At 63.5% G+C, this 11,734-nt stretch carries 10 protein-coding genes; 3 read left to right on the forward strand and 7 right to left on the reverse strand.

The window, feature by feature from the left end:
* Nucleotides 1-141: 141 nt before the first annotated feature.
* A complete protein-coding gene (locus tag ACH79_RS35095) occupies nt 142-960 on the forward strand; it encodes a chromate resistance protein ChrB domain-containing protein (RefSeq protein ID WP_161855026.1) in 819 nt (272 codons plus the stop codon).
* Nucleotides 960-2,363, forward strand: a complete 1,404-nt coding sequence (gene chrA / locus ACH79_RS35100) for a chromate efflux transporter (RefSeq protein ID WP_161856718.1) — start codon at nt 960-962, stop codon at nt 2,361-2,363. Before ACH79_RS35095 ends, chrA begins: the two co-directional genes overlap by 1 nt.
* Nucleotides 2,364-2,474: 111 nt before the next feature.
* On the opposite strand, the gene ACH79_RS35105 is transcribed toward chrA, so the two are convergent.
* The 3 genes from ACH79_RS35105 to recO all read right to left on the reverse strand — a co-directional run bounded on the left by ACH79_RS35105 (nt 2,475) and on the right by recO (nt 6,792).
* Nucleotides 2,475-3,422 carry a cation diffusion facilitator family transporter gene (locus tag ACH79_RS35105; protein ID WP_161855027.1) on the reverse strand — a complete coding sequence of 316 codons (948 nt, stop codon included), beginning with the start codon at nt 3,420-3,422 and terminating at the stop codon, nt 2,475-2,477.
* Nucleotides 3,423-3,596: 174 nt separating this feature from the next.
* On the reverse strand, nt 3,597-5,852 hold the full coding sequence (parC, locus tag ACH79_RS35110; RefSeq protein ID WP_161855028.1) for a DNA topoisomerase IV subunit A: 2,256 nt from the start codon (nt 5,850-5,852) through the stop codon (nt 3,597-3,599).
* A gap of 187 nt (nt 5,853-6,039) precedes the next feature.
* The gene (gene recO / locus ACH79_RS35115; RefSeq protein WP_161855029.1) at nt 6,040-6,792 is read right to left on the reverse strand and encodes a DNA repair protein RecO; all 753 of its coding nucleotides are present in this window, start codon (nt 6,790-6,792) and stop codon (nt 6,040-6,042) included.
* 568 nt (nt 6,793-7,360) lie between these two features.
* Between recO and ACH79_RS35120 the strand changes: the two genes are divergently transcribed.
* Complete coding sequence (locus tag ACH79_RS35120) at nt 7,361-8,527, forward strand: acyltransferase (RefSeq protein ID WP_161855030.1); 1,167 nt, start codon at nt 7,361-7,363, stop codon at nt 8,525-8,527.
* 63 nt (nt 8,528-8,590) lie between these two features.
* On the opposite strand, the gene ACH79_RS35125 is transcribed toward ACH79_RS35120, so the two are convergent.
* Genes ACH79_RS35125 through lepB form a run of 4 tightly spaced genes read right to left on the reverse strand, consistent with a single transcriptional unit; the run spans nt 8,591 to nt 11,498 of the window.
* The gene (locus ACH79_RS35125; RefSeq protein WP_161855031.1) at nt 8,591-8,971 is read right to left on the reverse strand and encodes a hypothetical protein; all 381 of its coding nucleotides are present in this window, start codon (nt 8,969-8,971) and stop codon (nt 8,591-8,593) included.
* Nucleotides 8,972-9,008: 37 nt separating this feature from the next.
* On the reverse strand, nt 9,009-9,935 hold the full coding sequence (gene era, locus ACH79_RS35130; RefSeq protein ID WP_161855032.1) for a GTPase Era: 927 nt from the start codon (nt 9,933-9,935) through the stop codon (nt 9,009-9,011).
* Nucleotides 9,925-10,743: a ribonuclease III gene (gene rnc / locus ACH79_RS35135; RefSeq protein ID WP_161855033.1), complete on the reverse strand. Its 819-nt coding sequence runs from the start codon at nt 10,741-10,743 to the stop codon at nt 9,925-9,927. Before rnc ends, era begins: the two co-directional genes overlap by 11 nt.
* Entirely contained in the window at nt 10,740-11,498 is a 759-nt protein-coding gene (gene lepB / locus ACH79_RS35140; RefSeq protein ID WP_057858924.1) for a signal peptidase I, read from the reverse strand. The genes rnc and lepB overlap by 4 nt, the downstream gene beginning before the upstream one ends.
* Between the last annotated feature and the right edge of the window lie 236 nt (nt 11,499-11,734).

Here is an 11,734-nt window from a genome sequence, read left to right on the forward strand (position 1 = left end):
CCACCCATCTTACGGCATCGCGTGATTCAGTTGACAGCGGAAGTCTCCAGGGTTTAATTCGCCACATGGGGATGTTGCGATCTCCCCACGAGGCGACATGCCCAAGTATCGCGTCCCGTTTTCTTTGACGAGGGCGCAGCCATGTCATCCTATGCAACGATATCTCCAGACAAGCTTTCCAAACTGATCGGCACGGCGAACACGCCTGCCCTGATCGACGTACGCACCGACGAGGATTTCGCCGCCGACCCCCGCCTCATTCCGGGCGCGGTCAGGCGTAATCACGAGGAAGCCGCCGATTGGGGCGAAGCGTTCTCCGGCCGCCCGGCCATCGTCGTCTGCCTGCGCGGCCAGAAACTGGCGCAGGGTACCGCGGCCTGGCTGCGACATCTCGATGTTTCGGCCGAAGCGCTGGAAGGCGGCTTTGAAGGCTGGAAGGCGGCCAAACTGCCGCTGGTGCCGGCTGAGAAGCTGCCCGCACGCGACGCAAAGGGTCGTACCGTGTGGGTGACCCGCGCGCGGCCAAAGATCGACCGCATCGCCTGCCCGTGGCTGATCCGCCGCTTCGTCGATCCAAACGCGGTGTTCCTGTTCGTGACGCCGGCTGAAGTGCTGGCAGTCGGCGAGCGCTTCAATGCCGCGCCGTTCGACGTGGAAAATGTGTTCTGGAGCCACCGCGGCGAACTCTGCACCTTCGACGTCATGGTCGAGGAATTTGGCCTCGCGACACCGCCCTTGTTGCGGCTGGCAGCGATGGTCCGCGGCGCCGACACCGGCAGGCTCGATCTCGCCCCGGAAGCGCCCGGACTGCTCGCAGCGTCCCTCGGCCTGTCGCGGATGTTCGACGACGACCTGGAACAACTCGAAGCCGGCATGACGCTGTACGATGCGTTCTATCGCTGGTGCCGCGATGCGACCGGCGAGACGCACAATTGGCCGACCAACAAGGCGAAGCCGTAATGGAAGCGACGATCCACAAAGTGACCGATGCCGACGCCGTGAGGGAAACCGGGCACGGCATCAGCATCAGTGAAGCCCTCCGCGTCTGGCTTCGGGTCGCCGTGCTCAGTTTCGGCGGCCCGGCCGGGCAGATCGCGGTGATGCACCGCATCCTGGTGGAAGAGAAGAACTGGATCTCCGAGAGCCGGTTTCTGCATGCGCTGAACTACTGCATGCTGTTGCCGGGACCGGAGGCGCAGCAGTTGGCCACCTATATCGGCTGGCTGCTGCACCGGACCGCCGGCGGCATCATGGCGGGCGGGCTGTTCATCCTGCCCGGCGTCATTGCCATCATGGGGCTGAGCTATATCTACGCGGCCTATGGCAATGTCGGCTTCGTCGAGGCGGTGTTCTTCGGGCTGAAGGCTGCCGTGCTTGCGATCGTGGTCCACGCGGTCGTCCGTGTCGGCAAGCGCGCGCTGCGCAACCGGGTGATGATCGCGCTTGCGGCGATCGCCTTTGTCGCGATCTTCTTTTTCAACGTCCCCTTTCCGATCATCATCATCGCAGCCGGCGTGATCGGCTATTTCGGCGCGCGCAGCGGCCGGCCGGAGTTTGCCGCCATCGAACATGGTGGCGGCGGAAAGAAAGTGGCGGCGGTCGACAGCCTGCTCGGTGACGAACTGCCGGAGCATGTCCGCCCGAGCGTGGCGCGGGCGCTGAGGGTAAGTTCGATATGGCTGTTGCTATGGGTCATTCCGGTCGCGGCGTTGCTGATCGGGCTCGGCCAGGCCAATGTGTTCAGCCAGATCGCGCTGTTCTTTTCCAAGATGGCTATGGTGACGTTCGGCGGCGCCTATGCGGTGCTGGCTTATGTCGCTCAGCAGGCGGTCGAGCATTATCACTGGCTGCAGCCGCGCGAGATGCTGGATGGCCTCGGCATGGCCGAGACCACACCGGGGCCGTTGATCATGGTGCTGCAGTTCGTCGGCTTCATGGCCGCCTATCGCGATCCCGGCGCGTTGTCGCCGATGGTCGCGGCAACGCTTGGCGGACTATTGGCGACATGGGTCACTTTCATCCCCTGCTTCCTCTGGATCTTCCTCGGCGCGCCCTACATCGAGACCCTGCGCGGCAACAAGGGGCTGGCGGGCGCGCTGTCGGCCATCACCGCGGCGGTCGTCGGCGTGATCCTCAACCTGTCGATCTGGTTCGGGTTGCACACGCTGTTCCGGCAGACCACGCCGGTTCGCTCGTTCGGCCTGTCGTTCGACATGCCGGTGTGGGGAAGCCTCGATCTGGCAGCGTTCGTGCTGGCGGCTGCCGCGGCGACGGCGATCTTTCGCCTCACCATCGGGATGCTGTGGGTGCTGGCTGGTTCGTGCGCGGCGGGCGTGGCGTTGAGGTTGGCGGGAATGGTTTGAACAGAGCGAAGATTCGTAGGGTGGGCAAAGGCGCGTAGCGACGTGCCCACCATATATCGGCGTGTTTCATCACGAATGGTGGGCACGCTGCGCTTTGCCCACCCTACGGCGTCACACCCGCTCCGCCGGCGCCAGCCGGCAGGCCTCGGCGGCGGCTTCGATCTGCAACGTCGGGTGATGAATGTTGAAGCGGTGCGAAAGCTCCTCACACACGCGGTGCAGGAAGGCGTCGTCGCTGCCGCCTGGCCGCACCAGATGCGCGGTCAGCGCCGTCTCGTTGGTGCTCATGGCCCAGACGTGGAGGTCATGCACATCGGAAACGCCTTCGAGGCCGGCGAGATAGTCCCGCACCTGCGCCAACTCGATGCCGCGCGGCACGCCGTCGAGCGCGAGATTGACGCTGTCGCGCGCCAGGCCCCAGCCGCTCCAGAACACCACGGCCGCAATGACGAGGCTGATCGCGGGATCGAGCCACAGCCATCCCGTCAGCATGATGATTCCGGCGGCAACCACTACGCCAAGCGAGACGCCGGCGTCGCCGACCATGTGCAGATAGGCGCCGCGAATATTGAGATCGCCATGGCGGCCGCGCATGAACAGCAGCGCGGTGCCGCCGTTGATGACCACGCCGAGCGCGGCGACCAGGATGACGGTCATCCCCGCAACCGGCGCGGGGCTATAGAGCCGGTTGACCGCCTCGACGACAATACCGCCGACCGCAACCAGCAGCAGGCCGGCATTGAACAGCGCCGCCAGGATCGAGGCACGGCGATAGCCATAAGTATGCCGCTGCGTCGGCTGCTTCTGCGCAAGCCATGCCGCACCCCATGCCAGCAAAAGCGCGACTACGTCGGAGAGGTTGTGAACAGCGTCGGAAATCAGCGCCAGCGAGTTGGCGGCATAGCCGAAGATCAGCTCGGCAATGACGAATACCGTATTGAGCGTGGCACCAATGGCGAACGCCCAGCCGAAATTGTCCGGCGCATGGCTGTGGCCGGCGTGACCATGAGAGTGATCATGGACGTGGGAACGATCGTGATGAGCGTGATCGTGCGCCATTTCGCCTCGACTGGTTCGACGGCGACTTATATAGCGCGGGAAATTTCGAATACTATCACAGGCGAAATCGCAGGGTGGGCAAAGCGAAGCGTGCCCACCATTCTCGATGAACGTGCCGATAGATAGACGGTGGGCACGGCGCTGGCGCGCCTTTGCCCACCCTACATTCTCCGCCTACTCCACCCCGCGCAAAAACTTGTTCGACTTCGGCAGGCCGTGTGCGAGGCGGCCGGCGTCGGCGCGGGTGCCGCGCCAGTCGGACAATTCCTTGGCGCTCATGCTCTGCTCGCGGCCGGCGGAGTCCTTCCAGGTCAATCCAGCCTTGAACTCGAACACGGCGACGTCGGACAATTTGGCGCTGGAATATTTCTGCAGCCGCACGCCGCGGCCACGCGCCATCTCCGGGACCTGGTCGAGCGGGAACAGCACCATCTTGTGGTTGGTGCCGATCGCGGCGACGGTGTCGCCCTGCACGGTCGCAATCGCGCAGGCCTCGTTCGGCATGGTGACGTTGAGCACCTGCTTGCCCTTGCGGGTATTGCTGACGCAGTCCTCTTCCTTGACCACAAAACCCTGGCCCTCGCTGCTCGCGATCAGGAACTTGCGCTCGCCCTTGTTGACGAACAGCGACACGATGGCTGCGTCCTGCTCGAGGTCGATGAACATGCGGATCGGCTCGCCATGGCCGCGGCCGCCCGGCAGCTTGGCGACGTCGAGCGAGTAGAACTTGCCGTTGGTGGCGAACAGCAGCAGCTTCGACGTTGTCTCGGCGAAGAAGGCGTGGTCGAGCTTGTCGTCGGTCTTGAAGGCAAGGCCCGAGATATCCTCGACATGGCCCTTCAGCGTCCGGACCCAGCCCTTCTCGGAGATCACGACCGTCACCGGCTCGCGCTCGACAAAGGCTTCCTCGATCGCGGCGAGATCGTGCTCGGGCGCGTCGGCGAACTGGGTGCGGCGCTTGCCGAGCGGCGTCTTCGGCCCGAAGATGTCGCGTACTTTCCGGACCTGCTCGCCGACCTTGGACCATTGCTCGGCTTCGGAGCCGAGCAGCGACTTGATGCCCTTCAATTCGTTGCGAAGGTTCTTGTCCTCGGTGCGGATCTCGAATTCCTCGAGCTTGCGCAAGCTGCGCAGGCGCATGTTGAGGATGGCGTCGGCCTGGACTTCGGTGAGCTTGAACGCCTTGATCAGCGCCGGCTTCGGCTCATCCTCGGTACGGATGATCTTGATCACCTTGTCGATGTTCAGATAGGCGATCAGGTAACCGCCGAGGATTTCGAGCCGGTTCTCGATCTGGGTCTTGCGGTAGTTGGAGCGGCGCACCAGCACGTCGCGCAGATGGTCGAGCCATTCGCGCAAGCACTCCGCAAGCCCCACCACCTTGGGGATCTTGCCCTTGATCAGCACGTTGAGGTTCAGCGAAATCTTGCTCTCGAGCTCGGTGAGCCGGAACAGCGATTCCATCATCAGCGCGGGATCGACCGCGCGGGATTTCGGCTCGATGATCAGGCGAACGTCCTCGGCGGATTCGTCCCTGACGTCGCCGACCAGCGGCAGCTTCTTCTCGTTGAGCAGTTCGGCGATCTTTTCGACCAGCCGGGATTTCTGCACCAGCCACGGGATCTCGGTGATGACGACGACCCATGTGCCGCGGGCGCCCTCTTCCTGGGTCCACTTGGCGCGGGTGCGGAACGAGCCGCGCCCGGTCATGTAGGCTTCGGCGATACTTTCCTTTGAGTCGACGATGATACCGCCGGTTGGGAAGTCCGGGCCCTTGACCCATTTCAGCAGCGCCTTGGATTTCGCCTCGGGCTTGTCGATCAGATGCAGCGCGGCGTCGCAGAGCTCGGCGGCGTTGTGCGGCGGGATCGAGGTCGCCATGCCGACTGCGATGCCCTGCGCGCCGTTGGCAAGCAGGTTCGGGAAGCCGCCGGGCAGAACCACCGGCTCCTTGCTCTGGCCATCGTAATTGGCGCGGAACTCGACGCCGTCCTCGTCGATGCCCTCGAGCAAGAGCCGCGCGACCTCGGTCATGCGCGCTTCGGTGTAGCGGTAGGCGGCCGGGTTATCGCCGTCGATATTGCCAAAGTTGCCCTGGCCGTCGACCAGCGGGTAGCGCGAGGAGAAATCCTGGGCGAGACGCACCATGGCGTCGTAGATCGCCTGGTCGCCGTGCGGATGGAACGAGCCCATCACGTCGCCGACGATCTTTGCGGACTTCTTGAACGGCGTGCCCGGATCGAGCCGTAGCAGGCGCATGCCGTAGAGGATGCGCCGGTGCACCGGCTTCAGCCCGTCGCGGGCGTCCGGCAAGGCGCGGTGCATGATGGTCGAGAGCGCGTAGGCGAGATAGCGCTCTTCCAGCGCATCGCGCAGCATCACCTCGTGGATTTCGGCCGGCTCTTCCGGCGGCAGCTGTCGTTTTCCCATGGGGAGGCGTTAAACTTTTCGGTTGAATCGAGCAAGATGCGAATGGGGGCGATTGTCGTCCTTACGCACGCAGGCACCAATAACCACAGGCGTTTGTGGCGAAAAATGGCTGGGGCCGCAGGGCCAATTGACGGGCCGCGGGCGTATGGGTCCCTGCTTTCGCAGGGACGACGCCGATGGTGGCGCGTCAAGCTGACGAGCTGATTCGGGCCCGATGCCGGGTCACCGCGTTGATGAACCCGTCCCTCGCATCGGAATGGCCCTGCCCGCGCGGCTCCAGCACGTGGCGGAGCAGGAACAGGCCGGTCAGCCGAAACCCGTCCTGCAGGTCCTGATCCGACCAGCTGTTGGGGCCGCCCTCGCCTTCGCGCAGGAAGGCCGGCAGCCGCAATAGCCGGTCCCGATAGGGCTCGCCGGCCGCGCGCGACACCGCGCCGCCGGATTTCGGCGAGACGTAGATCAGGTCCGTCGTCTCGCCGGTGGCCGCACAGTTTTCCAGGTCGAGGCCGAAGCCGAGCTCGGCCAGCATCGCGAGTTCGAACCGGATCAGATGGGCCGCCGCGCCGCCGGCATCGTCAAAATCGTCCAGCGTGCGGTCGAGCATCTCGTAGATGTCCTCATGCGGGTCGCGCTCCGGCAACAGCCGCGCCAGCGAGGCCAGATGGGTGACGCCATAGACCGCATGCGAGGATGCCAGCAGCGTCGCCGCGCGCAGCCGCGTGCCTTCGATGGCATAGGTGCCGAGATGCTCGTCGAGCCGCGCCCGCCACACCGCGGTGACGCTGTTGCCGGGCTGCAGCAGTGGCCGCATCCGCGATCCGGCGCCGCCGCGCACGAGGCCAAGGTGGCGGCCGTGTTCGCGGGTCAACAGCTCGACGATGGCGGAGGATTCGCCATGCCGCCGCACGCCAAGCACGATGCCCTCGTCGGTCCATTCCATGGGCGTAACTATAGCGCCATATAAAGCCAGCCACAGAAGTTTTCAGACACAAAAGACCATCGCGATGGCCAGCATTGTTGGTGGCCTGATCGTCGGAATCCTCGAATTTGCGTTCCGGCTGGTCTCGGAAATCCTGCCAACCGTTTGCTATTTCACGGGGCTCGCGCTGGTATTCGCGGCTACGCTCGGCAGAGTTTCGGTCGAACTCCCCAAAAATCTCACCAGGTCGGCTGGACGGACGAACTGCGGATCGCGCGCTCGCCTCAGGGACGAACGACCCTGTCTCCCGCGCTCGGCGTCATCATCGGCTTCATCATCTGGGCCATCATCGTGAGCGCGTCGATTGTTTTCTACGCGCGCACATGACGGCCAACCGCGATCAGTCCTGGCCGGGAGGCGCTCGCGCCTTTGGTTGCCGAAAGGCGTGCTGCTTGCACTAAAGGCCGCCCGAGGGGAGCTCGCGTAAGGTGTGCTGACGTATAAGATACTCTCAATGGCTGTCATGCCCGAGTGAAACTACGTTCAGGCCATGCTCAGTCTGGACCCCAGAAAGAACGACACGTCCCTGATGCTTGACCTGCTGCGCACCGGCGCGGCCCAGATGGTTTGCGTCGGCCACGCCGTCATTTTTTTTGCAGGCGGATTCAATGAACGCTGGCCTCTTCCCCAAAATGCCGGCGTCGCGCTGTTTTTCATTCTGTCTGGATTCCTGATCACCTACACCCTCGTCGAGCGCTCGAAGAACCCGTCATATGGCTTTGGAACATTCCTGATCGAGCGGACGGCTCGCATCTATTCCGGCCTGATTCCGGCCCTGGCGCTGGTGATCATCGTCGACGGCATCGTCCTCCACTTTGTCAACGATCCTTCGATCTCCGCTGCCTATGATCTGCGAACGCTTCTGGTGAACCTTGCCATGTTCGAAGGGTACCGCGGCAGCCTGAGCGAATTTTCCATTACGCAGTGGCGGCAGTTTGGATCCGCGAGCCCGCTTTGGACCCTGGCGATCGAGTGGCACATCTACCTCTTTGTCGCCGCCATCTTCTTCATGGGCATGAAGACGTCCACGATTCCGCTGCTGGTTCCGGTCGCGATCCTGTTCGGCCAAGTGCCGTCCCACCACATCTTCTATCCGTTCCAGACCGACGGCGTCGGCCAGGGACTGTTCATTGCATGGCTTCTGGGCGCCTACGTCTATTTCATCAGCCGGCGCATCAGGATACATCCTCTGGCCGCGGCAGGGATGGCTGTCGTTGCCCTTGCCTATTATCTGCTGTCGACGCACGCCGGCGGCGAATATAAGCTCACCTCCTATTTGGCGCTCGCCATCTTCATCCTCTTTTTGGTCCAGGCCTCGCAGGCCACACGCATCATCGGATCACCTCGCGTCGCCACCGCAATCCGGTTTTGCGCCGGTTATTCCTTCACGCTGTATCTGATCCATCATACGCTGATGTACGCAGTGCTTCTTCTGGGCTATCGCGGAAGCACCGTCGCGATCGGCATGATCCTCATTTCCAACGTGGTTGCGGCCGCGATGGCAATCCCGACCGAGATGAAGCACAAAACGATTGCACGCTTTCTGTCGCGGCTGGCAACCGCCACCGCCGAGGAGGCACGCCGCAGGAGCGCCGCAATTCTCAATCTCTCACGCAGGTGTGTGCAACGCTGCCGTGTCCAGGAGTGCGACAAGCAGGAAGAAGCGAAGAAGCCCTCGACAATACGGCATGCCTGAGACGATAAGGAAGCCGGACCCGGGGGTACGGCGGCTTGCGCCGTCACCAACGCCGCCGGACAGCTATGCGTTGAACCAGCCAACCGCGTCGCCGGTGAAGGAGAAATAGAGCCCGGCCGCGGTCAGCGCGCAGGAGATCACCTCGATGCCGCTACCGAACTGAATGCCCTTCTCGCCGATGATCTGCACGAGCGACATCACCGACAGCACCAGGGCCGCCACCAGGACCCAGCGCGGCCAGTTCTTGCGATGTTCGGCGGCGAGCCGGACGAAATAGGCCAGCAGCAGGATCAGGCCGGCCGCCATCAGCGTTCTGGTGTTGATCACCTGCTCCGTCATCTTCGCCGTCGGCGTGCGGTCCTGGAACGCGACCGAGATCGCGTCCAGCGTCAGCGACAGATACAGCAGGACTTCAAACCACACGACGTTGCGAGGTAAGGTCATCGGGCTTGTTCTTCGTTGTGGCTGGCGTGCTGCCTGCTCATTCCTTGGGGAATTCCAGTCCCATTTCCCGGTAGCGATCGGGGTCGTCGCCCCAGTTCTCGCGCACCTTGACGAACAGGAACAGGTGCACGGGTACGCCCAGGATCTCCGCGATCTCCTTGCGCGACTCCGCGCCGATCGACTTGATGGTGGCGCCGCCCTTGCCGAGCACGATCTTGCGCTGGCTCTCGCGCTCGACAAAGATCGTCTGCTCGATCCGGACCGACTTGTCCTTGCGCTCTGTCCAGGTGTCGGTCTCAACGGTCGACTGATACGGCAGTTCCTGGTGGAGTTGGCGATAGATCTTTTCCCGGGTGATTTCGGCTGCCAGGTGCCGCAGCGGCGCATCCGACATCTGGTCCTCGGGGTAGTGAAACGGTCCCGCCGGCACGCCCTTCGCCAGCGTCTTGCGCAGGTCATCGACGCCGTCGCCCGACAGCGCCGAGATCATGAAAGTGTGCTCGAACTTCATGCGCTCGTTGGCGGCCTGCGCCAGCGCCAACAACTTTTCGCGCGGGATCAGGTCGATCTTGTTCAGGACCAGGATTTTCGGATGCTGCACCGTTGCCAGCTTGCTCAGGATCGCCTCGGCTTCCTCGTCGATTCCGGCCTTGGCGTCGAGCAGCACGCAGACGAGATCGGCGTCATGCGCGCCACTCCAGGCGGTGGAGACCATGGCGCGGTCGAGCCGCCGCTTCGGCGAGAAGATGCCGGGCGTATCGACCAGGATGATCTGCGCATTGTCCTCGATCACGATGCCGCGTATCAGCGCGCGCGTGGTCTGCACCTTGCGCGAGACGATCGTGACTTTGGAGCCGACCAGCGCGTTGACCAATGTCGACTTGCCGACATTGGGGGCGCCGATCAGCGCGACGAAGCCGCAGCGGGTCTCGGTGGACGCGCCGGGTGCGGGTTCAACTGTCATTGCTGCCGCCACCGACGCCTTCGCGTTGGATCATCACGGAAGCGGCGACCTTCTCGGCGGCGCGCTTGGAGCCGCCGACGCCCTCCGCGGGCGCCAGTCCCGGCAGATCGACGGCAACGCGGAATTGCGGGTCGTGATGCGGCCCGGTGCGCTCGATCTCGCGGTAGACCGGCGTCGGCAAGCCCTTGCTCTGGGCCCATTCCTGCAACACCGTTTTGGGATCGCGCAGCGGCCGGCGCGGCTTGCGCATCCGTTCCAGCCAGTTTCGCTCGACGAATTGCGACGCCGCCGCATAGCCGCCGTCGAGATAGATCGCCCCGATCACCGCCTCGCAGATATCGCCGAGCACCGATTTGCGCAGACGCGCACCGGCCCCCGCGCCGACCGCGCCGAGCTTGATGTCATCGAGCAGCCCGAGCGACTTGGCGACGTCGGCGCAACTCTCCTTGCGCACGAGATCGGCGAGCCGCTTCGACAATTCGCCCTCGTCGGCCCGCGGATAGGCTCGATACAGCATGTCGGAGATGATCAGCCCGAGCACGTGATCGCCGAGGAATTCCAGCCGCTGATAGCTGTCGGCGCGATGGCGGGTCGCGGGTTTCAGGGCGGAGACATGCGTGAACGCCGTCGTCAGCAGCGCCGGATCGGAGAACTTGTAGCCGATGCGGCCCTCGATCGCAGCGGCCGCAGCCTTGGCCCCAGCCTTGCCGCGCTTCTTCTTCGGCGTAGCGACGCTCGGCGCATCCGCCGGCGGACTCGCCTCGCCTGAGGCCGGTGCGTCGGGAATGGTCGCGGTCTCGTCGTTCATCGCACGATTGTGAATAGGCGATTCCAACGCACCGCGGTCGGCCAACGCCAGAACATCCATGCGTGTTCGCCCTCGGCAATGGAGAAGAAGATCATCTGCGCCCGGCCGACGATATTCTCGAACGGCACGTAGCCGACGGCCGACAGCACGCGGCTGTCGGTCGAGTTGTCGCGGTTGTCGCCCATCATGAAGAAGTGGCCGGGGGGCACGGTGTAGACGCTGGTGTTGTCGTAGAAGCCGTTGTCGACGCAATCGAGCGATTCATAGCTGACGCCGTTCGGCAGCGTTTCCTTCCAGCGCTTGACGCGCGCGGTGGCGTCGGAGCCGCAGGGGTCTTCGCCGATGAAATCGGAAAGCCGCTCGCGCTTGACCGGCTTGTCGTTGATGTAGAGCAGCCCTTCCCGCATCTGGATGCGGTCGCCCGGCAGGCCGATCACCCGCTTGATGTAGTCGGTGGAGTCATCCTTCGGCAGGCGGAACACCACGATGTCGCCCCGGTTCGGCTCGGAGCCGAAGATACGCCCCGAGAACAGAGGCGGCGACAACGGAATGGAGTAGTGGCTATAGCCGTAGGAATATTTCGAGACGAACAGGTAATCGCCGACCAGCAGCGTCGCCTTCATCGACCCTGAGGGAATGTTAAACGGCTGGAACAGGAAGGTGCGGATCACCAGCGCGATCAGGAGAGCATGGATGACGACGCGGATGGTTTCGCCCAAGCCGCTTTCAGATTTTGTGCTGGAGGTCACGCTCATCGCTTTCCCAATTCCCGCGAGCGCTGGCCCGCACGGTGGCAGAACGTTTTCCGCACGCGAATCGCCTGGTTCGCGTCAGGAAAATGGTCTCAATACTGAAGTTGAGGGCCAATTCCGGCGCTAACCTGAATCGGCCCTGGCTCGAACTAGTTGCTGCGCGTTTTAGACGGTTGTTCGTGGGGGCGCAATCAAGTGCCGCCTCAAAACTTCATAATCCATTGAAAAACAATGATTTT

Origin of the sequence: Bradyrhizobium sp. CCBAU 051011 (genome assembly GCF_009930815.1) — a bacterium.
GTDB lineage: Bacteria > Pseudomonadota > Alphaproteobacteria > Rhizobiales > Xanthobacteraceae > Bradyrhizobium.